This window comes from Acidiphilium sp. PA (genome assembly GCF_026191915.1).
Taxonomy (GTDB): domain Bacteria; phylum Pseudomonadota; class Alphaproteobacteria; order Acetobacterales; family Acetobacteraceae; genus Acidiphilium.
This window is the reverse complement of sequence record NZ_JAIMBY010000001.1, coordinates 563,800-588,555: the sequence shown is the minus strand read 5'-3', so window position 1 is coordinate 588,555 and position 24,756 is coordinate 563,800. Positions and strand designations below refer to the sequence as shown.

Below are 24,756 nucleotides of genomic sequence, written 5' to 3'. Positions count from 1 at the left end.
TGGTCGTGCGAAAGGTGGAGCGGGCACATGTGATACACGCGAGCATCAGGGACATCTGCTATGTGCTGCGCAGCGACATTGCCTGGCAGTTGATGCAGAAAAAACCTCCCGCCCTGGCGCAGCACGTATGGCTGGCTGGCCCGGCTACGCGACGACGCCACGTGCGAAACCATCAACCATGACCTGCTCAGGCAGGACCCGGACGGCCGTGATGCGGGGCTTGTCCCGGTGCCGTCATCACCGATAGCCAAAGCGTCAAGACGGACCAGTTGGAATGAGGGATACTCATCTCAGGTGCATGCATCTGAAGTCTCTGCGTTTATCTGGGTCCGTCAGCGGAGGCGCTGAACGTTTCAGCGATCTCCTCGTCGCTGAAATGGTGCTGGCGGCAGACCTTGGTGTTGCTGCCCCAGGCGCCGCTTCGTGGAGCGCGTCATGCTACAACCCGCACGCAGCGAGACGGATGATGGTAACTGTCGCGCCTGCGGGTTCGGCGGGGGCGTGGGGAGCGCGCAGGACGACGGCGTCGGCCAGGGCGAGGCGGCGGAGCATCGAGCTGTCCTGCGGGCCGAAAGGCGTGACGGTCCAGTGTCCATCGGGGTCGCGGTCGATCGTAGCGCGGAGATGGTCGGCGCGGTGATCATTGGCGGGCAAAGCGACGGTGCAGCGGGCAAACTCGGTGGGGGGTGCGCTGCCGGGCAGACCCCCGAGGCGTTCGATCGCGGGTTTGGCAAAGAGCAGCGCGCAGATCATGGCAGAGACCGGGTTGCCGGGCAGCCCGAGTACCGGCAGGTCGCCGAGGCGGCCGAACATAAGGGGCTTGCCCGGACGCATCGCGATTTTCCAGAAATCGACGTCGAGCCCGATTTCGGACAGGCCGGCCTGTACCAGGTCGTGCGTGCCGACGCTGGCACCGCCGGTGGTGATCAGCAGATCGGCGTGTGATGCGCTCGCCGCGGCGCTGGCGATGGCGGTGCGGTCGTCGGCGGCGATCGGCAGGATGAGCGGGATACCGCCGTTGGAACGGATGAACGCTGCGAGCGCGTGGGAATTTGAGCTGACGATGCCACCGGCGGGGATGGGATCACCGGGCATCGCGATTTCATCGCCGGTGGCGAGGATGGCGATGACGGGCCTGCGGTGGACGGTGATCCAGGGGTGATTGGCGGCGGCGGCGAGGCCGATATCGCGCGCGGTGAGGTGCCGGCCGGGGCTCAGGAGCCTATCGCCAGTGGCGAAGTCGAGTCCAGCGCCGCGGATATGCTTGCCGGCGTGGCCGCTTGCGCGCAGCGTGACGGTGGTGTCGTCGTATTCGGCGTCCTCCTGGATGATGATGCAATCGGCCCCTGCGGGTACCACGCTGCCGGTGAACAGGCGCACGGCCTCACCGGGGCCGACCGATCCGGCGAAGGGGTGTCCGGCGGGGGCCGCGCCGATGATGCGCAGCCGCGTGCCGATGACACTATCCGCCGCGCGCAGGGCGAAGCCATCCATCGCAGAGACATCGTGCGGTGGCTGGGTCAGGCGGGCGATGAGCGGGGCGGCCAGCACGCGCCCGGCGGCTTCGGCCAGCGGGATGATTTCCCCGCCGGTCGGCGCGAGCAGGGCCAGGATCCGCGCGCGGGCTTCAGGGACGCTCAGCATGGGTCAACCTTGGGTGAAATCGCCGGATTTGCCACCGGATTTGGCGATGACGCGGAGCGCCTCGATCCGCATGGCGCGGTCGGCGGCTTTCAACATGTCATAAATGGTGAGCGCAGCGACCGAGGCAGCGGTAAGCGCTTCCATCTCGACGCCGGTCGGGCCGGTGGTGCGCACCGCGGCGGTGATGCGGATGCCGGGGAGTTTGTCATCCGGTGTCAGTTCGACGGTGACGGCGGCGATGGCGAGCGGGTGGCACAGCGGGATGAGGTCAGACGTGCGTTTAGCGGCCATGATGCCGGCAATGCGGGCGGTTGCGAGCACATCGCCCTTTTTCGCGGTTCCCGCGGTAACCAGCGCAAGGGTTTTCGCTTGCATGGTGACGTGGCAGGCGGCGGTGGCATCGCGAACGGTGGCTGGCTTGTCCGATACATCGACCATGCGGGCTGCACCGGTCGCATCGATATGGGTCAGGCTCATGCGCCGACGCCCAGCAAGGCGCGGGTGGCTTTGGTGATATCGTCCTGGCGCATCAGGCTTTCGCCGACCAGAATTCCTTGTACGCCGGCCGCCTTGAGGCGTTCGATATCGGCGAAGTCGCGGATGCCGCTCTCTGCGACAACAAAGCGTTCGGGCGGGATTTGCGCGGCCATGCGTTCGGATACCGCGATATCGGTGACCATGGTCTTGAGGTTACGGTTGTTGATGCCGACCAGCCGGGCGCGCAGGCCCAGCGCGCGTTCGAGTTCGGCTTCGTCATGCACTTCGACCAGCACATTCATATCGAGCGCGGTTGCCAGTTCCTCGAAGCTGCGGGCCTGTTCGTCGGTCAATGCGGCCATGATCAGCAGGATGCAATCGGCTCCCATCGCGCGGCTTTCGTAGATTTGCCATTCGTCGAGGATGAAATCCTTGCGCAGCATCGGCAGGTCGACCGCGGCGCGCGCGGCGGCGAAATCGGCTTCGCTACCCTGAAAATAGGTAGCGTCGGTCAGGACCGACAGACAGACAGCGCCGCCTTCCTTGTAAGATTTCGCGATCGCGGCGGGGTCGAAAGCGGGGCGGATCAGGCCGGCGCTGGGCGAGGCCTTCTTGATTTCGGCGATCAGCCCGGTGCGGCCGGAGGCGGCGGCGTCCATCAGGGCGCGGGCGAACCCGCGCGGCGGTTCGGCATCCCTGGCGCGCGCGCGGATGTCATCCAGATTATGGTTGGCCTGGCGGCGGGCGACCTCGGCGCGGGTATCGTCGCAGATCTTGCGTAGAATATCGGTGGGCGAATCGTTCATCTTGCCGGTTCCAGGGCTGTTGCGGCACTTGCGTGGCGCAGGCGATCGAGGCTGGCGCGCGCCGCACCGCTATCGATCGACGAGGCGGCCAGGCTGACACCAGTGCGGAAATCATCGGTGCGGCCGGCGACGATCAACCCGGCAGCGGCATTCAGCAGCACGGCGTCGCGGTAGGGGCTTGTCTCGCCATCGAGCAGGGCACTGAGGCGGCCCGCGTTGTGGGCGGCATCGCCACCGATGAGCGCGGCGAGCGGTGCGCGGGCGAGGCCGGCGGCTTCCGGCGTGATGGTCAGTTCGCTGATCGCACCGTGATCGAGCGAGACGATCCGGCTTTCGCCGACCAGCGTGAGCTCATCGAGCCCCTGGCCATGCACCACCATCGCGCGTTCGGTGCCGAGTTGCGCCAAGGTTTCGGCCATCGGCCGCGCCCAGGCGGGATCGAACACGCCAATGAGCTGGCGGCGTACCGAGGCGGGGTTGGCGAGTGGACCGAGCAGGTTGAAGATCGTGCGGGTCCCGAGCGTGATGCGCGCCGCAGCGGCGTGGCGCAGCCCGGCGTGGTGGCGCGGGGCATATAAAAAGACGCAACCGGCCTCGTGCAGGATGCCCGAAAGCCGTTCGAACGGCGGTTCGACCGCAACGCCCAGCGCTGCCAGCACATCGGCCGCGCCGGCGCGCGAGGAGAGCGCGCGGTTGCCGTGTTTGGCGACCGGTACGCCCAGGCCGGCGAGCACGAAGGTGACGGCGGTCGAGATATTGAGCGTGCCGACGCCATCGCCGCCGGTGCCACAGACATCGATGGCACCCTGCGGGGCGGCGATCGCGCGCATCCGCTCGCGCATCGCCCGCACCGCGCCCGTGAGTTCCGCGACGGTTTCGCCGCGCACCCGCATTGCCATCAACATGCCGGCGATCTGCGCATCGTTCGATTTACCGTCGATGATCGCGCCGAACGCAGCTTCCGATAGATCTTCGCTCAGTTTGTCACCGCGCGCGAGGCGATCGAGCACCGGCTTCAGATCGGCCAGGATCTCCGCCGAGCCCTGGTTGCGGCCGCGCGCGAGGGCGAGAAAATTGCGCAGCAGCGTATGGCCATGCGCGGTCGCGATGCTCTCCGGATGAAACTGCACGCCAAAAATCGGCAGATCGCGATGGCGCAAGCCCATGATCAAACCGTCCTCGGTAAAGGCGGTCGGGATCAGGGTTTCCGGCAGGGTTTCGCGCTCGACGATCAGGGAGTGGTAGCGCGTGGCTTCGAACTGGTCGGGCACGCCGGCGAACAGATCGCTGCCCTGGTGGCGGATCGCGGCCATTTTGCCATGCATCGGCTGGGGTGCGCGCTTGACGACGCCGCCGAACGCCTGACCGATCGCCTGATGGCCCAGGCAGACCCCAAGGATCGGCACCTTGCCGGCGGCAGCGTGGATCAGATCGAGGCAGATGCCCGCCTCGTTCGGCGTGCACGGGCCGGGCGACAGCACGATGGCTTCGGGCTGCAGTGCGAGCGCCTCCTCCGGTGTGATCCGATCGTTGCGGCGGACCACGCAATCGGCGCCGAGATCGCCGAAGAAATGGACGAGGTTGAAGGTGAAACTGTCGTAATTGTCGATGATCAGGATCATGGGGCGCTCCCGGTTGCGCTCACATAGTTCACCGCATCTTCGGCGGCACGGAACAGGGCACGCGCCTTTTGCAGGCTTTCAGCATATTCGGCATCGGGGTCGGAATCCGCAACGATGCCGACGCCGGACTGGACATAGAGGGTGGCATCCTTGATCAGCGCGGTGCGCAAGGCGATGCAGGTGTCCATTGTGCCGTTTGCCGCGAAATAGCCGATGCAGCCGCCGTACAGGCCGCGGCGGGAGGGTTCGAACTCCTCGATGATTTCCATCGCCCGAACCTTGGGGGCGCCCGAGAGCGTGCCGGCCGGGAAGCCTGCGATCAGCGCATCGAGCGCATCGGCGTCGTCGCGGATGGTGCCTTCGACGGTCGATGAAATATGCATGACATGGGAAAACCGCTCGATCGCGAAGCTCTCGGTCACCGCAACCGAGCCGATTTTGGCGACTCGTCCGACGTCGTTGCGCGCCAGATCGAGCAGCATAAGATGTTCGGCACGCTCCTTCGGGTCTTCCAGCAATTCGCTCTCCAGCGCCTCGTCCTCGGCGCGGTTGGCACCGCGCTTGCGCGTGCCGGCCAGCGGTCGGATGGTCACCGTGCCATCGCGGAGCCGGACGAGGATTTCAGGGCTGGAACCGACCGCTTGATAGCTGCCGAAATCGAGGAAAAACAGGAACGGCGCCGGGTTGATCCGCCGCAGGCTGCGATAGAAGGCAAAGGGCGGCGCGGTAAATTTCTGGGCGAAGCGCTGGCTGGCGACCACCTGGAAGACATCCCCGGCGGCGATGTAGTCCTTGCCGCGCAGCACCATCGCCTTGAACGCGGCCTCGGTCATGTTGGGCACCGGCGCGCCGGCCACTGCCATTGAGCCGGTCAGGTGCGGAGTGGGCCGATCGAGCGCGGCTTCGGCGGCTTCGATCCGGGCCGTCGCGGCGCGGTAGGCATCGGCCGCGGAGACTCCCTCGCGCCGCCAGGCCGGGGCGGCGAGTGTGATTTCGTCCTTCGCGGAATCGAATATCGCGAACATGCCGGGGCGCATCAGCACCGCATCGGGGATGCCGAGGACGTCCGGATTTGACGCCGGCAGGCGCTCCATCAGGCGGACCATGTCGTAGCCGAGGTAGCCGACCAGCCCGCCGGTCATCGGCGGCAGGTGTTCGGGCAGGTCGAGCTTCGTTTCCGCGATCAGGGCGCGCAGGCTGGTGAAGGCGTCGCGCGGGTCGGCGGTAAAGCCAGCGGGATCGGTGCTGGCGTCGCGGTTGACGCTGACCGCGCCGCCCTCGCAGCGCCAGATCAGGTCGGGGGCGAAGCCGATCACGGAATAGCGCCCGCGCGCCGCCCCACCCTCGACGCTCTCGAGCAGCAGGGAATAGGGCGTGCCGTGCGCCAGTTTGAGAAAGGCCGCGACCGGTGTGATCAGATCGGCGGCGAGTACCCGCCAGACCAACGCGCCCGATCCTGCTTCATAAGCGGTGCGGAATAGGGGGGTCGGGTCGGGCACGGCGTTCATGGTGCGTCCTTAATCGCTGATCTGTTGCAGTTTTTTTTCATTGACGGTGACATGGTAGCGCGACCGCAGGGCGGTTGCGTAAGTTTGCAGAATATCGGTCTGCATCGCGGCGTTCAGTGCGGTCTGGATCCGCTTAAGCATCGCCGGATCGCTGCCGGGTTTCGGCTCGGTGATCGCGGTGACCACACCGACCACGAATTCGGAATTGGTCTCTACCATGGTCGGCTCGCCGATTTTCAGGGTGAACAGGATCGGGAGCAGCTTCGCGGGAATGCCCGGCGCGGGTTTCGCGCGGGTCATCGGCGGGCTGGTGGTGATCGGCTGGCCGGCGGCGTTGGCGGCCTGTGCGAAGGTCTTGCCCGATTTTACCGCACCGATCAGCCCCGCGGCGGCCATTTCCTCCTGACGCTTCACTTGGTTGCCGGTCCAGTCGAGCAGGACGTCATGCTTGACCTGATCATAGGGTTTCAGCGCCGGCGGGATGAGTTTCTGTACGCTGACCGCATAATAACTGTCATCCGGTCCGGTCACCGCACGCGGTGAGGCACCCGGCGCCGTCGTAAAGATCGTCTTGATGATCGCAGCGCGCAAGGCTTTGCCGCCCGGGATCGGTGCCGGTTTACCATCGGCCTCGAGCCCCTGCGCATCGAGCGTACCTTCGACCGCAGCGAGATGCAGGGTGCCGGGCAGATGATCAAGGGATGTATTGCCGGCCAACGCGTCCTGGAATTTCGAAACCGTGCCATCGACCAGTTCACGCGCCTTGCGCTGCTGCACGGCGGCCTTGAGCTCCGGTTCGACTTGCGCCATCGGCGTGGTGCCGCCCGGATTGGCGTGGGTCACCTTGAACACATACGTGCCCAGTGCACCCTTAACCGGGTCGGAGATCGTGCCGGGAGTGGCCGCAAATACCGCCTTCGCGAGCCGGCCGGAGGGGAATTGATCGGGCTGGGCGTTCTTGAAACTCACACCCGTCGCGGTCGCGGCGGCGGCGGCCTGCTGCATCGCCGGCCAGCTGGTGCCCTTGCGCCATAAGGCGGCCAGCTTGGCGGCACTCGCGGCATCCTCGGCGGTAATGATGTGCACCGAACGGCTGGCGGTACGCGCGAACTTGGATTTCTCCGCCTCGTATTCGTTGGCGATTTCCGCTTGGGTCACAACCTGATCTTGCGCCAGCAGCGCGGGCGAGAGGATTATGATCTGAGCCTTGCGCAGCGCCGGGGTCGAGAACCGCTCCGGATGATTGCGCCAGAACCGCCGCAGCACGGCAGGTGCCGGCGGCGGCGGCGGCGGCGTTGCAGCGGCAAACGGCAGTTGCGCGTACTGGATCGTGCGTTCCTGGCCGACATAGTCGAAAATCTGCTGAACCAAGGGTTTGGGCGCTGCCGCACCCACCGTGATTGCCTGGACGATCTGGCTGGCGTTCAGCCCGCGCGCAATATCCGCCATGAACGCCGCCGGCGTCAGCCCGTGCTGCGAAAGCACCTGGTTGAATGTGGTCTTGTCGAACTTGCCGTTCGGCCCGTTGAATGCGCTGATCCCGAAAATCTGCTGGCGCAGGGCCTCTGGCGGCGCGGTAACGCCAAGACGCCTGGCATCGAGCGCCAGCGCCGTCCGGTCGATCGCCTGACCCAGCGCATTGCCCGCATAAAGGCGCCGCTCACCCTTGCTCGGCGAGGCACCGTTATGCTGCTGCGCATAGGCCGTGATCTGCTGCTGATAGCCGGTGTTGACCGTGCCCGCCTCGATTGCGTGACCGCCGACGGTCGCGACCGCGGTGCTGGACGCGTGGTTGGTCACCACGCTGGACACACCCCAGAAAATAAACACGGCAATCAGCAGCATGAAAAACGCGCGGACCAGCCAGTTATCGAGCAGTTTGCGGATCGTCGAGAGCATCCGGTTCCAACCTCATCCAACGGAAAGCCGGGTCTTTACCACGCGCGCGGCCGATTGCCACCCGGTGCCGGGTAGGGCTAGGGAACCCGACACCTTCGTTCCCGACTGAACGAGGCGAAGATTTTTCACGCGGTAGGGATAAGATCGATGCGACAGATGATTGCGGGAAACTGGAAAATGAACGGCACGCTCGCCGGCATCGCCGCCTACGCGGCGGCGCTGGGGCAGGGGGTCGCAGGCGTCGATTTGCTGATCTGCCCGCCTTACCCGCTGATCGGGCCGCTGCGCGCCGCCTGCGCGCCAGGCATCGCGGTCGGCGCGCAGGATTGTGCGGTCGAACAATCCGGCGCCCATACCGGCGACGTGGCGGCCGGCCTGCTGGCTGAAATCGGCGCCAGCCATGTCATTCTCGGTCACTCCGAACGCCGGGCCGATCACAACGAGCGATCCGCCCTGGTGCGCGACAAATCCCGCACCGCCATCGCTGCCGGGTTGACCCCCATCATCTGCGTCGGCGAAACCCTCGCCGAACGCGAGGCCGGCGAAGCCGAAACCGTGGTCCGCGCCCAACTCGCCGGCAGCCTGCCGGATGGCTTCACCGGGCTGGTCGCCTATGAACCGGTCTGGGCGATCGGCACCGGCAAAACCGCAACCGAAACCGACGTGCAAGCCATGCACGCCACCATCCGCGCCGCCCTCAAAAAACAACTCGGCGAACCAGGCGAAACCATGCTCATCCTGTACGGCGGCTCCGTGAAACCCACCAACGCCGCATCCCTGCTCGCCACATCGGAGGTCGGCGGCGCCCTGGTCGGCGGCGCCAGCCTGACCGCGACTGATTTCATGGCCATAGCCGAGGCGGCGCGAAGGTAAGCCAGGCGGGAGGCTTTGCCCCCTGGACCCCCACTAAGGGCGGAGCCCTTAGAACCCGCTAGTTTTAGGCAAGGGAGGGCGCTGCCTCGGTGGTTCCGTCGATCTGGCCTGGGTCGCCCGCCCCTTGCCTAAAACTAATGGATTTTAAAGGCTCCGCCTTTAACGGGGTCCAGGGGCGGAGGAGCCGAAGGTTCCAGCGATGCTCTTCATCGCTGGAATGGCTCCGGAGGGAGAGCCCCTGGCCTTGCTTTTCGCCGTGCCGCCACCGCTATGCCGGGTCCATGCGGGTGCCTGTTGTGGGGTCGAAGACGTGGATGTGGTGGGGCGGGATTTCGATGGGAATTATGTGGTCGATTGGTGCGGGGCTGGTGACGCGGAGGATAAAGGGGGTGGTATCGGGCAGGGTGCCGTGCAGCAGGGTTTCCGAGCCCAGCGGTTCGGCGAATTCGACGGCGAGGGGGATGCTGTTGGGCCCGGATGCGATGGTGGCGTGTTGGGCGCGGATGCCAAGTGTGATGGCTGTGCCATCTGGCGCGGTGCGGGGGCCATCGGTGAAGGTGAGTTCGGGGCCGGCGTCGAGTTTAGCGGCGCGGCCGTTGCGGGTGATTGTGGCGGGGCAGAAATTCATCGCCGGCTCGCCGATGAAGCTTGCGACGTACATGGTCGCCGGGCGGTCGAACACTTCGATCGGCGTGGCGATCTGCGCGGCGCGGCCCTGGTGCATCACGATCAGCCGGTCGGCCAGGGTCATGGCTTCGACCTGGTCGTGGGTCACGTAGAGGCTCGTGATATTCAGGCGTTTCTGCAGCTTGCGGATATCGGCGCGAACCTGGACGCGGAGTTTGGCATCGAGGTTGGACAGCGGTTCGTCGAACAGGAATAATTTCGGCTCACGCACGATGGCGCGGCCCATGGCGACACGCTGGCGCTGGCCGCCGGAGAGTTCGCGTGGCTTGCGGGCGAGCAAGGGGGTCAATCCCAGCGTTTCTGCGGCGATTTCGATTTTCGATTTGATCGTGGCGCGGTCGAGACCTTTCAGTTTCAGCCCGTAGCCCATGTTGTCGAATACCGACATGTGCGGATACAGCGCGTAATTCTGGAACACCATGGCGATGTCGCGACGCGAGGGATCGCGGTCGGTGATATCCGCGCCGTCGAGCAGGATGCGCCCGGCGCTTGGGGATTCAAGGCCGGCGACCAGGCGGAGCAGGGTGGATTTGCCGCAGCCGGACGCGCCGACGATCACCAGCATTTCGCCATCGGCCAGCGCGAGATCGATCCCGTGCAGCACGGTGGTGGCGCCGAAGGTTTTTTGCAGGGATTGGAGTTCGAGCGTCGCCATCATTTATCCACTTCGGTCAGGCCGCCAATGAACCAGCGCTGCATCGCGACTACTACGAGGACGGGGGGAATGATGGCGAGGATGGTGGCGGCCATGACGAGGTTCCATTGAGGGATCTGGTCGGTGGTGATCATCTGCACGATGCCGAGCACGATCGGGTCGAGTTTGCCGTTGGTCGCGACCAGCAGGGGCCAGAGATACTGGTTCCAGCCGTAGACGAACAGAATGACGAACAAGGCGGCGAGGTTGGGCGCCGACACGGGCAGCAGGATGTCGAAAAAGAAGCGCATCGGCCCGGCGCCATCGAGTTTAGCGGCTTCGACCAGTTCGTCAGGGATGGCGAGAAACACCTGGCGGAACAGCAAGGTCGCGGTGGCCGAGGCGATCAGCGGCATGGTCAGGCCGGTGAAGCTGTTGATCAAATGGAAATCCGACATCACCGCATAGGTCGGGATGATGCGCACCTCGACGGGCAGCATCAGCGTGATGAAGATCAGCCAGAACGCTGTCATGCGAAAGGGAAACCGGAAGAAGGCGATGGCGAAGGCGGACAAGGCGGAGATAACGATCTTGCCGATCGCTATGACCAACGCCATGCCAAGGCTGACCAGCAGCATGTGCCAGACCGGTACGCCGCCCTTGGCCGCGTTGCCGAAGCCGAACGCCGTGATGAAAATCTTCAGCCCGGCGAGGCGGGGGATCAGCGAGATGTCGCCCCGGTTGATCGCCGCGGCCGATTGCGTGGCCCCCGCAAAGGCGACCCAGAGCGGGAAGATGAAAATCACCACCCCAAGCAGCAGCACCGCATGGGCCAGATAATCGGGCTTGCGGTTCATCCGGCGCGTTTCCCTGTGTAACGGAACTGGATGGTGGTGAGCGCGATGATGATCAACATCAGAATGATCGACTGCGCCGCCGAACCGCCGATATCGAGGTTCAGAATCCCATCACGATAGACCTTGACCACGAGCGTCTCGGTCGCGGTGCCCGGGCCGCCGGCAGTGAGCGCGAAGATCAGGGCGAAGGTGTCAAACGCGGCATAGACGATGTTGACGATGATCAGAAAAAACGTCGTCGGCGCCAGCAGCGGAAAGATCATGGTGCGAAACCGATAGAAACCCCGTGCACCATCGAGCGTCGCCGCCTCGATCACCGAGCGCGGCACCGATTGCAGTCCGGCAAGATAGAAAATGAAATTATAGCTCACCTGCTTCCAGGCGGCGATGACGATCACCAGCAGAAACGCTTGGTCGGCATGGGTGGCGTAATTGAAATCGAGACCGAAACGCCCAAACAGATTGGTCAGCAGACCGATCTGCGGCTGCAGCAGGAATACGAAAATCACCGAAGCGATCGCGGGCGCGATGGCATAAGGCCAGATGAGCAAAATCCGGTAGACCCGGGCGCCACGGATTGCGCGATTGGCGAAACTCGCGAGCAGAAGACCAAATCCCATCGCCAGACACGTGACCGCAATACAGAACACGAACGTGCGCACCAACGCCGCCTGATAGGTCGATGATTGGAACAATTCAGTGAAATTAGCGAGGCCGACAAAACTTGTGTTCAGCCCGAATGCATCCGTCGCGCGTACACTCTCGCCAAACGCCCGCCAGGCCGGCAACAAAAAAAACAGCACCGTAATCGCCAACTGCGGCGCCACCAGCACCGCCGGCAGCAACCAACCCGCGAACAACGTGCGCCGCTCCATCGGCGCCTATGCCGGGGTGTGGGGGTGGGGTGTTGGAAGCAAGGAAGGCCAGGGGCTCTGCCCCTGGACCCCGTTAAAGGCGGAGCCTTTAAAATCCATTAGTTTTAGGCAAGGGGAGGGCGACATAGGCCAGATCAGTGGAAAGTCCGAGGCAGCGCCCTCCCCTTGCCTAAAACTAGCGGGTTCTAAGGGCTCCGCCCTTAGTGGGGGTCCAAGGGGCAAAGCCCCCTGGCCTTTCTTTCCTTCCAGCACGTCACCCCCACCCCCCGGCATCAGGCGTGGATGGATTGGGCGAACCGGTCGATCACGGCTTGGGCGCGGTGTTGGGCGGTGGCGAGGGCGGTTTTGGCTGGTGTGTTATTCTGGATGGCGCGTTCCCATTCTTCTTCGATGATGACGCGCACTTCGGGCATGCCGCCGAGGCGGATGCCGCGGGAGAATTTGGTGGGTTGGGTGCGGGTGAGTTGTTCGACCGCGATATTGGTGCCGGGGTTGGCGGTGTAGAAACCTTGTTTGGTGATCAGTGCGTTACCGGCGGTGGTGACGGGGATATAGCCGGTGGCTTCGGACCAACCGGAATCGTTGCCGGGCTGGCTGATGAAGTTGAAGAAATGCGCCACCGCCGTGTATTCGGGTTTGCTGCGATCGGGTGCGGTCATGGCCCAGAAGGCGGCGCCGCCGATGATGGAGTTGATCGGTGATTTGATGATCGAGGGGTGGTAGGGCAAGTAGGTATCGTTGAACTTGAATTTTGCGCTTTGTTTGAGCTGCCCGTAGATCGAGGACGAATCGAAGGTGATTCCGGCTTTCCCGGCGTAGAAGATCGGGCTGGGGGCGCCGTCGCGGCCCTGGTATTTGAACAGGCCTTCCTTCTGCATCGACAGGATGGTGCCGAGGTTTTTGACGAAGGGGGCGCTATCGATCGTCAGCGTGGGTTTCGGGCCGCCGAAGCCATCGTTCAGCGTTGCGTATTCGACATTGTGGATGGCGGCGAACTGCTCGAAATGCACCCAGGTCGGCCAGGAGGTCATCACCGGGATGGGGGCGGCGTTCTTGGCTTTGATGGCGCGGGCGGCTTTGATCACGTCGTCCCAGGTGGCGAGCGACATTTTTGGGTCGAGGCCGGCTTTCTCGAAGACGTCTTCGTTGATCCACATCGTTGCGGTGGAGGAATTGAAGGGTGCGGCGCCCATCTTGCCGTCATTGAGACTGTAGTAGCCGCGCACGGCGGGGATGTAGGTGGCGGGGTCGATGGCGACGCCCGTCATGGCCGCGAGTTTGTAGACATCGACCACGGCGCGGCCCGCGCCAAGCATGTCGGCCGTGCCGACGTCGAACACCTGCGCGATCGAGGGGGCTTTGCCGGCACGCCAGGCGGCGATGGTTGCGGTCAGCACCTGGGGGTAGGTGCCTTTATAGACGGCATCCACCTGATAGGCGGTCTGGCCCTTGTTAAACGCATCGACGGTCGCCTGGAGTTTCTGGCCGAGCGCGCCGGCCATGGCGTGCCAGAGCGTGATGGTCACGGGTGCGGCGGCGCGGGCGGTGGCGGCGGCGAGCGCAGTTACCGGCGCTGCGGCGATCAGGAGGCGGCGTTTCATGGAAAAATCCCCTTGTTGAAAACCCGTGCCGGTTAACGCGGCTTGATGACAGGGCGATGGCATATCAGTGAAGCTCGCGTGACAACAAGAGGGAAGAGATCTCGACTGGCGTGAATCGGCAGGAACAGAGGGTATTGCCGATCGGAAATGAGACTTGCCAGCCTGAAGCTGTCATCGGGCAGTACACAGGCGAGCACGGCACGCATGCCCGAGTTGATCAAGTCATTGGTCATGCGGGGCCCGGCATTACGCGACTGGCAGCTGCGCCGGTCGCCGCCGCGCACGTCAAACAGAAACAAAGCAAACGAGGGTTCGAGGGTAAGTCTGGGCATCGCAGTCGCTCGTTGTCCGGCAGAGTATCTGATATGTTGCGAAGCGGTAACGGGCGGGCTGCGACAGCACAAACGGCCCATCCGAGCGGCGTAAGATGCCATGTGCCACTCAATCGTGACTGCACTTGGATGATCGCCTGGAACTGCGCCTTGATCCGAGGCAACCGTGCCGTGAAATGCGGCATTGTGGCCAAGTGCGTCAGGAAACGTCGATTTGGTGGAGCCAAGCGGAATCGAACCGCCGACCTCCTGAATGCCATTCTGTGTATCGACCTAGACAGGGGTGAAAACGGGATGACAGAGTGAGACAAACCCTCACCTATGGCGCGTTATTTTCTTGCGTGTCTTTGCATGACGCGGTATCCGGGGGTGAACCAAGGATATCCCGGTCACCATAGGATACTGCGATGGCAACCAAGCGCATCACTGCCGAGATCGTCGAACACATGGCTGAGGGCGATCAGGTCTGGGATACGGAGTGCCGGGGGTTTGGCATCCGCAAGCGGGGCCGCGATGCCACCTACTGCGTCAAGACGCGCGTGAAGGGCCGGCAGGTGCTCTACACGATCGGTCGGCACGGCAAGGGTGCCTACGGGGCGGAATCTGCCCGGCGCGAAGCCATCCGCATTCTTGGTCTAATCCGTGATGGACGCGACCCCGCCGATGAACGCAGGCGGGCCAAGGGTGCCATCACGTTCGCCGCTTTCACCGAACGCTACATCACGGAATACGCCACCCCGCATAAGAAACTGAGGACCGTCGCGGAGGACAAGCGGCTCTTAGACCAGCGTATACTGCCGGCGATCGGCAAATTGAGGCTGCCAGAGATCACCAAGGCCGATATCCAGCGCCTCCACCATTCCATGAGAGACACGCCAGTCGCGGCGAACCGCGCCCTAGCACTGGTTTCGAGCATACTGGGATGGGCCGAACGGATTGGCGAACGCCCGGACAACTCCAATCCCTGCCGGAACATCGAGAAGAACAAAGAAAAACCGAGAGAACGCTACCTATCAGCCGATGAACTCGCCCGCCTGGGGGATGCCCTCATGACTGCCGAGGCTGCTGGTCTGGCAGATTGGCGCGCAATCGCCGCTATCCGGTTGCTGCTGTTCTCCGGTGCGCGCCGATCTGAAATCCTGACCCTCAAGTGGGAGTGGATCGACATGCAAACCGGCATCGCCCGCCTGCCTGAATCCAAAACCGGCGCGCGCAACATCTTCCTGTCCGCGCCGGCGCTGGAACTGCTCGCTGGCCTGCCGCGCCTGGCCGGCAATCCCTACGTGCTGCCGGGCGATCGTCCTGCCGCGCCGTTCGTTGGGGTGGCGAAGCCCTGGGAGCGCATCCGCGCCGCTGCCGGCATTCTGGACGTTCACTTGCATGATCTGAGGCATTCTTTCGCCAGCGCCGCCATCGGAGGGGGCGATGCCCTCTACATCGTCGGCAAGCTTCTAGGCCACAAGAAATCAGTCACTACAGAACGCTACGCCCATCTGGCCGATGATCCGGCCAAGGCGGCGGCGGATCGGACCGGCGCGCGCATCGCCGCAATGATGGGCGGCGGTAGCAAGGCTGAGATTGTCGAAATCAACCCGAACCCGAGGCGCAAGCCCAGGTGATGGAAGATACCGCGCTGCCCGGCCGGCAGCATGAACGGGATGGCGACGGGTGGTGAGACACCCGCCGCCGATGATCCCGCCAATGGAGACAAACCAGATGAAACAGGACCGATCAACCGATACCACAACCGTTGCCCGCCGCGCCACAAGCCCGCGCGTGGTGGACGTGGTGCGAACCGCCGACACCGCGATGTTGAAGCTGGCGAGAATGGCGACCAGCCCGTCCGAGCGCGAGCTGATCGCCAAAATGACGCTGGCGTCGTTCCGGCGGACTTTCGCGGAGTCGCAGTCATGAACGCGAAACAACCGGCTGAGCAGCCGACAATGGCCATAACCGACAACGAACTCCGTGTCCTTCAGGCGTACCGCTCATGCTCCCCGGAAGCGCAACCACTCTTTCTAAATTTTTTCCGCGCGATTGTCCGGCGGAGTGGGGTGCGCAAGGCCGCGCTGGCTTTTCTGCTCGCCAATGGCGACCCGGACGCCGACGTGAAGGCGCTGGAAGCGGTGGAGCGTCTTGGGGCAAAATCGTGATCGGCGATGACAACGGCGGGGGTGAAACCCCGCCCATCTACGCCGATTGGGTGAACGCGGTGCTGGAGGAAGTGACCAAACGCAACGAGCAAATTGCTCCAGCACTCATGGCCCAAACGCGCGCCGTGCGCCATGCGGACGCTCTGAGATCATGGCGGACGGACGGCAACCCGATAGGTGCGATGGAGGCGCTGGCGACTTGGGACCGATCTAATCCTCTGCCTGATGACTTGGCCGGCTACGTGGTTGCCAGCGCGTCTACTTTCATCGAGCAAATAGCCGGATTCGCGACGTTCGATGAAAAAGCCTGGAAGCTTGCGGATGGCAGTAAGGCGCTTGCCGATTCATTCGGATTCAAGAGCGGAAAAACAAAAGGGAGCAACCCGTTCGCCCGGTATCGGGATCAGTCGCTCGGATACAAGGCAGCGCAAGCCTATCTCGAAAATTGCCACGCGAACCCGGCGATGAAGTCCGATGACATAATTAGGTTTATGGCTCGTCGCGCTAAATTATCGGAAGCCCAGATGCGCCGGCATATAAAAACTGGCCTTAAGTTTATCGGCATCAAAGCCGCCCGAAAACGCGACGCACGTTCAATCAAGACCATTTTCACCCCCTGAAAATGAGAGAAGTCTATTGCTGCACATACGTGCACGTATGTGTATTTGGACAGTCACCACAACAAACAAGGTGATTTATGTCTCATTCCGATGAACTGCTCGACCGCAAGCAGGCCGCAAATTTCCTTCATGTTTCTGATCGGACGCTCGACCGCATCCCGGAAATCCCGCGCATAAAGATTGGTGACAGGAAGATTTTTTTCCGCCGCTCCGATCTGGCCAACTACATCGCCAGCCGGGCCGAAGTCCGCACCGCCGCCTAAACGAAAAACCCCGCCGCTCTGGCAAGCGGACGGGGCGGAAACTCGATAGACGCGCAAGCCCATATATCGAAAGTTTCTGCTCTACGTCAAGCGATATCCGAAGCGGCATGAATGAAAGTTTCATGCCATGACTGCAACAATCGAAACTATCGCTTCCAACCTGGGAGCATTCAAGACTGGGAATCACTGGCGCTGCACCTGCCCGGCCTGCAACTACACGGTGCCGACGCTCCTGCTGAAATCCAAGCGCGGGAAAATCTCCGCGTCTTGCGTGTCGTGCAATGATCGGGATGCGATCTGGGCTGCTGTGATGGACGCTGGAGCGGGTGCGCGGATTGACCGCTCCGACGACGCCATCGCCTCCACCAAGGCCGCTGAGGGCCGCGCCAAGAAGCAGGAACAGGCTGTAGCACTCTGGGGTAGCAGTGAGACCCTGACCGGCAACTGCCTAGCCTCGATTTACCTCCGCCGCCGCCGCCTCGATCAGGCGATCGGCAATCCCGCACTCCGGTTTCGTGCCGACACTCGCCACCTGGACAATCGCCGCTACCCCGCGCTGATCTGCCGGATCGACGACGTAAATGGCAACCAGATCGGGGTGCAGCGGATTTACCTTGCCGACGATGGCCGCAAGGCCGCGCTCGACCCGGCCAAGGCGTTCAAGGGGCCAATTTGGGGCGGTGCAATCCGGTTTGGCCTGGGTGCCGACATCGTGGTTGCCGAGGGGCCGGAAACCGCCATCGCCGCCGGCATCCTGCTCGACCTTCCTGCCTGGTCAGCGGTTTCGGCTGGGAACTTGGCCAAGGGTTTGCTGCTGCCCCCAGACGTGAAGTCCGTGGTGATCGCCGCCGACCATGACAAACCCGGCATCGAATCTGCCGAGGCCGCACTCCGGCGCTGGAAATCGGAAGGCCGCACAGTCCGCATCGTGAAACCGAATTTGCGGGGCGACGACTTCAACGACGTGCTCATCCGCCGCGCCGGGGGTGAAGCATGAGCCGCCCTATCCGCCGCGCCGATTTGCGGGCCGCTGAGGCTCTTATGGGCGATACCGTGATGGGCGAGACCGTCACCAAGCCGAACGCGGCCAGCGCCTCCCATGACGCGCCGCAAGACGACGGTTTCACTGAGCATGAGGCCGCGCCGGAGACTGCTGAGCAAGCGATCGCCCGCCTCGCGAAATTGTCTGCGATCAACTACGATCAGATAAGAGAGGATGAGGCAAAGCGCCTCAAAATCAGGTGCTCGACCCTCGACGACGAAGTCAGGAAGGCGCGCGGCGATACGAACGAGCCGACGCACGGACGGCGCTTGTCATTCAAAACGCATGAGCCGCACCCTGAGCCGGTCAACCTTGCTACGCTGCTCGATGACTTGGCTTCTGCTCTGGACCGTCACGTCATCCTCTCGCCCGCCGCCCGCGATGCAACCGTGCTCTGGATCGCCCATACGTGGTGCTACGCGCGGTTTCAGCATACGCCGCGCCTGGCAATCACCAGCCCGGAAAAACGCTGTGGAAAGTCCACCCTGCTCGACGTGCTGCGATCCACATGCTTGTCGCCACTCAAAGCCGACAACATCAGCTCGTCGTCGGTATTCAGGACCATCGAAGCCTTGGCTCCGCTGTCACTGCTGATCGACGAAGCCGACACGCACCTGAAAGAGAACGCAGAGGAATTGAGGGGGGTGCTCAATTCTGGCTTCGAGCGATCAGGCAACGTGATCAGGGTGGTCGAAATCTCTGGCGCGTTTGTTCCGGTACAATTTGCCACCTTTGCACCCGTCGCGCTCGCTGCCATCAAGAGCCTGCCCGGCACGTTGGAAGATCGCGCGATCCCAATCAGGCTTGAGCGCAAAAGCGCCGCACAGCGTGTTGCGAAAATGCGTGATCGTGGAGCGCGGAACAAGATCGCGACGATCGGTAGTAAACTTGCTCGATGGGCGAAAGACGAAGCCGATAAACTCGACGAAAACCCGGAAATCCCCGCCGCGCTGAATGACCGTGAGGGTGATATCTCTGTGCCCATCTTTTCTATCGCGGATGCCGCTGGAGCCGCCTGGGCAGCACGTGGTCGGCGCGCGTTGCTAACCCTATTTGGTGACCGCGCTAACGATCAGGACAGTGGTGGAACCGGTGCAATGCTGCTCTCCGATATCCGAACCGCGTTTAAGGATGCAGGCCAGAATCGCCTTGCATCAACCGACCTCGCGAACCGCCTGGGGAGCATGGAGGACAGGCCATGGGCAGAGTGGAGGCAGGGCAAGCCGATGACGGCAGCGCAACTTTCGCGTGCTCTGTCACCATTCAGGATCAGGCCCCACAACGCCAGATTCGGGGGAGCAATCGACCGGGTTCTGAAAGCCTATCAGATCGACCAGTTTGACGACGCATTCGCCCGTTACCTCGACCCCGCGCCTAGTGGGGGGGATTCAAACCGCTACACCGCTACAAGTGAAGGAAATCCTGGCCAAAACGATGATTTAGAACCGCTACACCCTCATGTATGTAGCGGATACGAAACACCCGAAAAATCGCAGTCGCCTGCCGATTGTAGCGGTGTAGCGGTTTCAGGGGGTGTAGCGGACGGAAACGGCACAGATACGGGTTTTGAGGGGGGTGAATGGGCATGACCGGGGCCGATCTGATCCGGTCGGCACAAGGCGCGGGGGCGACACTCCGCGCCCGCCTGTGGGTGGAGGGTGCCGACAAATTGCAACCGGAAATTAGGGCAGCGATCCGCGCTCAAGAGACCGAGATCATCCGCGAATTGGTGGACCCGACCATCATCGTCTTGTGCGCTAGGTGCGGCGGATCGCAGCGGTTCGTCGCCATCGAAAATCCCGCAGGATGGACGTGCTCGACGTGCTCGCCAGATTGGAAATACGAGCGAGACGAACGGTTCGCGATACAAACAGAAGGGGCGGAATTGTTAGAAAGAAAGAGAGTAGCGTGATCGTTGAAAGTGACCGGCGACGGTCAGATCTTTCCTTTTCCCACCATGCCGTAGTTGCAGCCCTACCGCCTAGCGAAGCCAGTCATCATAACGTAGTTCTACGTAAATACACCAATATACATCATTGACGCGCAGTGACGCGAAGTGACGTATTAAATATATATTGTGTCCTATCCCCATATTTTGCTATGATTACCAAAGTTGATAGAGGAATCACGACTTATGGCGAACAAGCACAAAGGTTGCCCATTACCACGTGAAATGACGGCAGTGCGCCGTTCAATTACGACCACGCAATACTCCGTCCGGCGATTTGTCGAATCGGAAAAGATGAAGCCGGGAGCGAAGGATTACAAAAAATGGGAAAGCCGTTCAGCGCGATGACCGACGACGAAAAACAACGCAATCGCGATCTGCTCGCACGAGGCATGCCGGCCGATTGGCAAGACGGTGATCCCGAACCACCCGCGCCGGTTGATGCTCGTAAATTGTCGCCCGCAGAGTTTCGCGCCGCAAAATCCGCGTGGTCTGACTTCGCGCGGAAAATGGATCGAATCCGCACCGAACGCGCCGCGATGAACCGCATCGCCGCCCGTCCCATTCACCAAATGAAAGACCCAAAATGACACCCGATGAACGCACCAAGGCCCGAGCCGAACGCGCCGATGCGCAGGCCCGCACCACCGCCGCCCGTACCGCAGTCGCGACCGAAATGGGCAGGCTCGCCCGCGCGAAAGCTGAGCGGACCGAACTGGTGGAGCGCGCCGCCGAAGGCAGCAAAATCCCCGCGGCCGATCTGGTCAATGCCAGCCGCATGATCACGGATGCCGAGGCGGCTCTGGAGTTGGCGACGGCGATCAATGAAGCGGCCAAGCTACGCGAAGCCGAACTGGCCGCAAAAGCCCATGAAGCCGATCGCCTCGACCGCGCCGATCGTCTTACCGCCGCCATCGCGAGGCGTATCGAAGCCGCCGCCCGCGTCGATGCTGCGCTGACCGAAGCCCGCGCGGCGCTGGCCGAACTGGATCAGGCCGGTGCGGAAGCGAGAGATGCCGGCCTCGACTTCGCGCAAAAGTATGCGCTTCGGCTTAGCCGACAAGCGCCCCCGGCTGACCATTGGGCGATCGCGCCGATCGCGAGCCTAGCCGATGTAGAACGCGCCCTGCACAACGTGAAAACGGCGAAGGTGGCCTGATAGACCGAAAACCGCGCGGCGACTTGATACCCCGTCGCGCGGCCCCGCCCGCCAGTGTTCCCACGGCACTGGCGGGCATCCCGTAGGAGGATTCTGAAATGAGTTTCGTCGCGAACAAGATGGCCGGCCGTGGCCTGCCAGAATCCGAGAAAGCCGAACTGCTCGACCTCAAAGCCAAGATGAAGGCCGCGCGCGATCGGCTCTACATCGGCATTCAACAGATCGATGCCGCCCGGTCCTGCCGCGATCTTGCCGAAATGAAGCGCCGGGCGAATCCGGTGCTCGCTGCCTACGAAGCGTTCCCTGACCTCGACGCCGATGCCGGATGACCCTCGACAACGCGCCGTAGCGATGATCGCCGCCGTGATCGTTGCAGCAACCCGATCGCGCCGGGTTGCGGTGAATGACTTGCTTGCCGGTTGCCATACCCTATCAGCACTACGTGATTTATCGGCGCATGATCTCGGGCGGCTCATGAAAGACACCGCCTGGAAGCCCGCACAGTGGCGTCAGGATGGCGGGCGAGTGAGGGGTTATGTTGCGCCTGTCACGGCAGAAAAGCCAGACCGCACCCGCTGACCCGTCGCGCGCGTGTTATTTTACCGATAAAAGACAGATTCACACAATGTCGCGTGACACCCTCGACGCCGCATAGGCCGGCCCTCGACCTCGACCAGCATCTATTCGGCAATCACACAACCGTGAAGGAGCCGACCAGATGGGTCGAAATCTAGGCCAACTGTGATCCGCTTGGTATCCGGGAAAAATCGCGCGTTGTGGATAAGTCGCGCAACCCATTGAAACGATTGGTGGAGCCAAGCGGAATCGAACCGCCGACCTCCTGAATGCCATTCAGGCGCTCTCCCAACTGAGCTATGGCCCCACCGATCGTTGGGGGCGTATAAACCGGGTGGCGGGGGCAGGCAAGGGGTGGAAACCCGGCGCGCTCGTGATAAGACGTTGGTAGCGCGGCCGGGTTAGCACAGTGGTAGTGCAGCGGTTTTGTAAACCGAAGGTCGGGGGTTCAAATCCCTCACCCGGCACCACGCGCCCGCTTCTTCTTATCGATATAGATGCCAGACGGTCTGTAAGCCGGGTTCTGTCCGCATCCTCGCGGATGGTGGACGGCCATTCGTCTGGGACGCGCATTGCTGCGCGCCTCGCGCGACCAACCCGGGTGACGGGTCGAAAACATCCCTGCGGCCATGATCGCTCACGCCGCCGGCCACCCCTATTCGGTCTTGCTCCCGGTGGGGTTTACCCTGCCGCCCTCGTTACCGAGCGCGCGGTGCGCTCTTACCGCACCGTTTCACCCTTGCCCGCGGGTTTGCACGCGCGGGCGGTTTGTTTTCTGTGGCACTATCCCTGGGGTCGCCCCCGCCGGTCGTTAACCGGCACCGTGTTTCCGTGGAGCCCGGACTTTCCTCCGCCCCGGTTGCCCGGAACGGCGGCCGTCCAACCGTCTGGCTCAGGTCTCTTCGACGATCGGGTAGGGCTGGTCAATGGGGACGTTGAAAATGCCGCGCGCCATGATCACCGCGATGGCGCCGAGCTGCACGGTCGTCGCACCGAGCAGGCTCATCACGACCGATGGCGTAATCACCCGCGCGGTCGCTGGAATCAGGTGATCGGCGATGTCGCGCTGATCGAAATAATAAAGCACGCCGATGAAGATGACCGAGAGCACGTTGGTGATCGCGAACAGCGCCATGATCACGATCGCGATCTGCCGCCGGATCGACGCATCGCCGAGCGCGATCCGATCCTTGACCGATAGGCCGCGTTCGACATCCTCAAGCTGGACCGCCGGCGACAATCGTGGCGTCGCACCGCTCATGCCCGGCGCCGCGCCTACCCGTTGAGGACGATGCGGACCGGCTCAGCCCGGCCGCTCACCGTAATGGTATGGTCCGGCGCGGCCTCGCGGCCGATGACCTGAGCAAGTGCAAGCGCCCGCCGGATCACCGCGGCATTGGTCTTGACCCCGAACAGGCCGCGCAATTCCGATATCGCTTCGGCGGTATGCTGGTCGACCTCGAAACTGGTGACGGCCATAGGTGTGCTCCGGATTTCAGAGTTTTTATATAGTTTTTATATAGAAATGCAAGGTTTGGGGGGATGGGAGGGTAGGGTAGGGAAGGTCAGGGAAGAATCTTCTTTTTTGTGAACAAAAAAGAAGCAAAAAAACTTTGTTAATTTGGGCCCGTGCCCGTGAAAACGCCCGTGCCCCAGAGTCAGAAAGTTTTTTGCTTCTTTTTTTCAAAAAAGAAGCGCTTCCTTACCTTCCCTAAGCCAACACTCCAGCAACCGCCCCAATCCGCCCGGCCGTCGCCTCATCCATCACGCCATCGCAGCGTGACGGCCAGAATCGCCGTTGAAACGCGGTGATCGAAACAACCGGATCAAGCCCCGGATCATACCCGATCGCGGTCAGTGCCCCGAGCGGGTCGGACGGCGCGGCGAATTCGTCGGTCCACAGGCCGATCCCGTGCGCGGCGAGGTGCCGCCAGGGGAATAATTCACCAGGGTCCTGCTTGCGATCGGCCGCGATGTCGGAATGCCCGACGATGTGCGCGCCCGGGATCGGGTGGCGCGCCAGGATGCCCTGGGCGAGCGTGATGACGGCGGCGATCTGCGCGGGGGGGAAGGAGCGATAGCCCCATTCATGGCCCGGGTTGACGATTTCGATGCCGATCGAGCAATCGTTCAAATTGCGCCGCCCGCGCCAGAAACTGATGCCGGCGTGCCAGGCGCGGCGTGTTTCCGGCACGAGCTGGTGGACGGTGCCATCTTCCTCGATGACGTAATGCGAGGAAACCTTGGCGGCAGGGTCGCAGAGCCGCGCAATGGCATCCGCAGCACTGCGCATCCCGGTGTAGTGGAGTACCAGATGATCGACCGGCGCGCCGGGCGGACGGTCGTCCTGGTTGGGTGAGATCACAGGCCCCGCTCGCGCTTGATATCGTCCCAGGCAGCATTGATCCGGGCGACACGATCGGTCGCGCGCGCGGCGAATTCCGCCGGCACGCCCCGGGCAGCCAGCTGGTCGGGGTGATTTTCGCGCATCAGCTGTTTCCAATGGGCGCGGATGGTTTCGTTGCTCGAGGTCTTGGCGATGCCGAGTACTTCATAGGGATCGCCGTCGGATTGGGCGAAGGATGAGGGGTTGGCGGCGCGGTTCCGGGCGGCTTCGTCAAGACCGAAAGCGACGCCGATCCGAGTCAGTACATCGGCCTCCCGGCCGTTGAGCGGCGCATCGGCGCGGGCGATCGCGTGGAGGGCGCCGAATACCTGTTCAAGGGCAAGCCGATTGTCAGCGAAGCTTTCGGCCAACTGTCGCGCATAGGGCTCGAAGCCGGAGGCGTCGTCGCGCGCCTGGTCGAATAGCCGCCCGATCATCGGCACCGCCGCGTCTTCAATGCGGAACTGGCGCTTGAACGCATCGATCTCGGCCCGATTGACAGGGCCGTCACATTTAGCGAGCTTTGCGGCGAGTACGGTAACGGCGATCGCAAATACCTGTTCACGCCTGCCGAGCAGGGCTGCGAACCGCGCAGAATCGAGAGGCAGCACCCGACCGACCCGCGCGCCCAGCGATCCGAGATCGCCGGTGTCAGCCGCGTGGCCGAGTGCTGCGCCCGCGATCGCCCCGATCGGGCCGCCGAACGCGAAGCCGGCAACGCCGCCGATAACCTTACCCCATACCGCCATTCGTCCCATATCGGGTGGCAGGGCCGTCAGGTCAAAGGGGTAACC

General features: G+C 63.0%; 28 protein-coding genes, 2 tRNA genes and 1 other RNA gene. 13 read left to right on the top strand and 18 right to left on the bottom strand.

From position 1 onward, the window contains the following. Positions 1-438: 438 nt before the first annotated feature. From glp to AruPA_RS02735, 6 genes are read right to left on the bottom strand one after another with little or no spacing between them, the layout of a single operon-like run. A complete protein-coding gene (gene glp / locus AruPA_RS02760) occupies positions 439-1,644 on the bottom strand; it encodes a gephyrin-like molybdotransferase Glp (RefSeq protein ID WP_265634858.1) in 1,206 nt (401 codons plus the stop codon). Positions 1,645-1,647: 3 nt separating this feature from the next. After that, positions 1,648-2,121, bottom strand: coding sequence for a cyclic pyranopterin monophosphate synthase MoaC (gene moaC / locus AruPA_RS02755; protein ID WP_265634856.1), 474 nt, complete (start codon positions 2,119-2,121; stop codon positions 1,648-1,650). Next, positions 2,118-2,927: an indole-3-glycerol phosphate synthase TrpC gene (gene trpC, locus AruPA_RS02750; protein WP_265634855.1), complete on the bottom strand. Its 810-nt coding sequence runs from the start codon at positions 2,925-2,927 to the stop codon at positions 2,118-2,120. Before trpC ends, moaC begins: the two co-directional genes overlap by 4 nt. Further along, positions 2,924-4,549 carry a bifunctional anthranilate synthase component II/anthranilate phosphoribosyltransferase gene (locus tag AruPA_RS02745; RefSeq protein WP_265634853.1) on the bottom strand — a complete coding sequence of 542 codons (1,626 nt, stop codon included), beginning with the start codon at positions 4,547-4,549 and terminating at the stop codon, positions 2,924-2,926. Before AruPA_RS02745 ends, trpC begins: the two co-directional genes overlap by 4 nt. Next, the gene (trpE, locus tag AruPA_RS02740) at positions 4,546-6,057 is read right to left on the bottom strand and encodes an anthranilate synthase component I (RefSeq protein ID WP_265634851.1); all 1,512 of its coding nucleotides are present in this window, start codon (positions 6,055-6,057) and stop codon (positions 4,546-4,548) included. The genes AruPA_RS02745 and trpE overlap by 4 nt, the downstream gene beginning before the upstream one ends. A 9-nt stretch (positions 6,058-6,066) precedes the next feature. Continuing rightward, complete coding sequence (locus tag AruPA_RS02735; protein WP_265634849.1) at positions 6,067-7,956, bottom strand: peptidylprolyl isomerase; 1,890 nt, start codon at positions 7,954-7,956, stop codon at positions 6,067-6,069. 147 nt (positions 7,957-8,103) lie between these two features. Here AruPA_RS02735 and tpiA point away from each other — a divergent pair, with 147 nt between their 5' ends. Beyond that, the gene (tpiA, locus tag AruPA_RS02730) at positions 8,104-8,829 is read left to right on the top strand and encodes a triose-phosphate isomerase (RefSeq protein WP_265634846.1); all 726 of its coding nucleotides are present in this window, start codon (positions 8,104-8,106) and stop codon (positions 8,827-8,829) included. 268 nt (positions 8,830-9,097) lie between these two features. Here the strand turns inward: tpiA and AruPA_RS02725 are convergent, their stop codons facing one another. The 5 genes from AruPA_RS02725 to AruPA_RS02705 all read right to left on the bottom strand — a co-directional run bounded on the left by AruPA_RS02725 (position 9,098) and on the right by AruPA_RS02705 (position 13,815). After that, on the bottom strand, positions 9,098-10,171 hold the full coding sequence (locus AruPA_RS02725) for an ABC transporter ATP-binding protein (protein WP_265635123.1): 1,074 nt from the start codon (positions 10,169-10,171) through the stop codon (positions 9,098-9,100). Continuing rightward, complete coding sequence (gene ugpE / locus AruPA_RS02720; RefSeq protein WP_265634845.1) at positions 10,171-11,007, bottom strand: sn-glycerol-3-phosphate ABC transporter permease UgpE; 837 nt, start codon at positions 11,005-11,007, stop codon at positions 10,171-10,173. The genes AruPA_RS02725 and ugpE overlap by 1 nt, the downstream gene beginning before the upstream one ends. After that, positions 11,004-11,882 carry an ABC transporter permease subunit gene (locus AruPA_RS02715; RefSeq protein ID WP_265634843.1) on the bottom strand — a complete coding sequence of 293 codons (879 nt, stop codon included), beginning with the start codon at positions 11,880-11,882 and terminating at the stop codon, positions 11,004-11,006. The genes ugpE and AruPA_RS02715 overlap by 4 nt, the downstream gene beginning before the upstream one ends. A 272-nt stretch (positions 11,883-12,154) precedes the next feature. Further along, positions 12,155-13,483 (bottom strand): extracellular solute-binding protein, encoded by a 1,329-nt coding sequence (locus tag AruPA_RS02710; protein WP_265634842.1) that lies wholly within the window; start codon positions 13,481-13,483, stop codon positions 12,155-12,157. A gap of 32 nt (positions 13,484-13,515) precedes the next feature. Continuing rightward, positions 13,516-13,815, bottom strand: coding sequence for a hypothetical protein (locus AruPA_RS02705; protein ID WP_265634841.1), 300 nt, complete (start codon positions 13,813-13,815; stop codon positions 13,516-13,518). Positions 13,816-14,222: 407 nt separating this feature from the next. Here AruPA_RS02705 and AruPA_RS02700 point away from each other — a divergent pair, with 407 nt between their 5' ends. The 4 genes from AruPA_RS02700 to AruPA_RS02685 all read left to right on the top strand — a co-directional run bounded on the left by AruPA_RS02700 (position 14,223) and on the right by AruPA_RS02685 (position 16,588). After that, positions 14,223-15,434: a site-specific integrase gene (locus AruPA_RS02700; RefSeq protein ID WP_265634839.1), complete on the top strand. Its 1,212-nt coding sequence runs from the start codon at positions 14,223-14,225 to the stop codon at positions 15,432-15,434. 97 nt (positions 15,435-15,531) lie between these two features. Continuing rightward, positions 15,532-15,729, top strand: coding sequence for a hypothetical protein (locus AruPA_RS02695; protein ID WP_265634838.1), 198 nt, complete (start codon positions 15,532-15,534; stop codon positions 15,727-15,729). Continuing rightward, complete coding sequence (locus AruPA_RS02690; RefSeq protein WP_265634837.1) at positions 15,726-15,968, top strand: hypothetical protein; 243 nt, start codon at positions 15,726-15,728, stop codon at positions 15,966-15,968. Before AruPA_RS02695 ends, AruPA_RS02690 begins: the two co-directional genes overlap by 4 nt. Next, a complete protein-coding gene (locus tag AruPA_RS02685) occupies positions 15,965-16,588 on the top strand; it encodes a hypothetical protein (RefSeq protein WP_265634835.1) in 624 nt (207 codons plus the stop codon). Before AruPA_RS02690 ends, AruPA_RS02685 begins: the two co-directional genes overlap by 4 nt. 53 nt (positions 16,589-16,641) lie before the next feature. Here AruPA_RS02685 and AruPA_RS02680 read toward each other — a convergent pair whose 3' ends face one another. Next, a complete protein-coding gene (locus AruPA_RS02680; RefSeq protein WP_265634833.1) occupies positions 16,642-16,914 on the bottom strand; it encodes a hypothetical protein in 273 nt (90 codons plus the stop codon). 64 nt (positions 16,915-16,978) lie between these two features. Between AruPA_RS02680 and AruPA_RS02675 the strand changes: the two genes are divergently transcribed. The 7 genes from AruPA_RS02675 to AruPA_RS02645 all read left to right on the top strand — a co-directional run bounded on the left by AruPA_RS02675 (position 16,979) and on the right by AruPA_RS02645 (position 21,579). Next, positions 16,979-17,848 (top strand): toprim domain-containing protein, encoded by an 870-nt coding sequence (locus tag AruPA_RS02675; RefSeq protein WP_265634831.1) that lies wholly within the window; start codon positions 16,979-16,981, stop codon positions 17,846-17,848. Positions 17,849-17,892: 44 nt separating this feature from the next. Then, entirely contained in the window at positions 17,893-19,482 is a 1,590-nt protein-coding gene (locus AruPA_RS02670) for a DUF3631 domain-containing protein (protein ID WP_265634829.1), read from the top strand. Beyond that, positions 19,479-19,805, top strand: a complete 327-nt coding sequence (locus tag AruPA_RS02665; protein ID WP_265634827.1) for a hypothetical protein — start codon at positions 19,479-19,481, stop codon at positions 19,803-19,805. Before AruPA_RS02670 ends, AruPA_RS02665 begins: the two co-directional genes overlap by 4 nt. A 359-nt stretch (positions 19,806-20,164) precedes the next feature. After that, a complete protein-coding gene (locus tag AruPA_RS02660; RefSeq protein WP_265634825.1) occupies positions 20,165-20,431 on the top strand; it encodes a hypothetical protein in 267 nt (88 codons plus the stop codon). Further along, complete coding sequence (locus AruPA_RS02655) at positions 20,428-21,000, top strand: hypothetical protein (protein WP_265634824.1); 573 nt, start codon at positions 20,428-20,430, stop codon at positions 20,998-21,000. Before AruPA_RS02660 ends, AruPA_RS02655 begins: the two co-directional genes overlap by 4 nt. 98 nt (positions 21,001-21,098) lie before the next feature. Next, entirely contained in the window at positions 21,099-21,329 is a 231-nt protein-coding gene (locus tag AruPA_RS02650) for a hypothetical protein (RefSeq protein WP_265634823.1), read from the top strand. Positions 21,330-21,351: 22 nt separating this feature from the next. Continuing rightward, a complete protein-coding gene (locus tag AruPA_RS02645; protein WP_265634822.1) occupies positions 21,352-21,579 on the top strand; it encodes a hypothetical protein in 228 nt (75 codons plus the stop codon). Between the two features lie 228 nt (positions 21,580-21,807). Here the strand turns inward: AruPA_RS02645 and AruPA_RS02640 are convergent. Continuing rightward, positions 21,808-21,883 (bottom strand) — tRNA-Ala (locus AruPA_RS02640). A gap of 88 nt (positions 21,884-21,971) precedes the next feature. Here AruPA_RS02640 and AruPA_RS02635 point away from each other — a divergent pair. After that, positions 21,972-22,046 (top strand) — tRNA-Thr (locus AruPA_RS02635). 26 nt (positions 22,047-22,072) lie between these two features. Here the strand turns inward: AruPA_RS02635 and rnpB are convergent. The 5 genes from rnpB to AruPA_RS02610 form a co-directional block, all read right to left on the bottom strand. Next, an RNA gene (gene rnpB / locus AruPA_RS02630) (RNase P RNA component class A) lies at positions 22,073-22,467 on the bottom strand. 1 nt (position 22,468) lies between these two features. Beyond that, a complete protein-coding gene (locus AruPA_RS02625) occupies positions 22,469-22,837 on the bottom strand; it encodes a hypothetical protein (RefSeq protein WP_265634821.1) in 369 nt (122 codons plus the stop codon). 14 nt (positions 22,838-22,851) lie between these two features. Beyond that, positions 22,852-23,055: a hypothetical protein gene (locus AruPA_RS02620; protein WP_265634819.1), complete on the bottom strand. Its 204-nt coding sequence runs from the start codon at positions 23,053-23,055 to the stop codon at positions 22,852-22,854. 232 nt (positions 23,056-23,287) lie between these two features. Next, positions 23,288-23,941 (bottom strand): N-acetylmuramoyl-L-alanine amidase, encoded by a 654-nt coding sequence (locus tag AruPA_RS02615; protein WP_265634818.1) that lies wholly within the window; start codon positions 23,939-23,941, stop codon positions 23,288-23,290. Next, the gene (locus tag AruPA_RS02610) at positions 23,938-24,711 is read right to left on the bottom strand and encodes a TerB family tellurite resistance protein (RefSeq protein WP_265634816.1); all 774 of its coding nucleotides are present in this window, start codon (positions 24,709-24,711) and stop codon (positions 23,938-23,940) included. Before AruPA_RS02610 ends, AruPA_RS02615 begins: the two co-directional genes overlap by 4 nt. Positions 24,712-24,756: the final 45 nt, after the last annotated feature.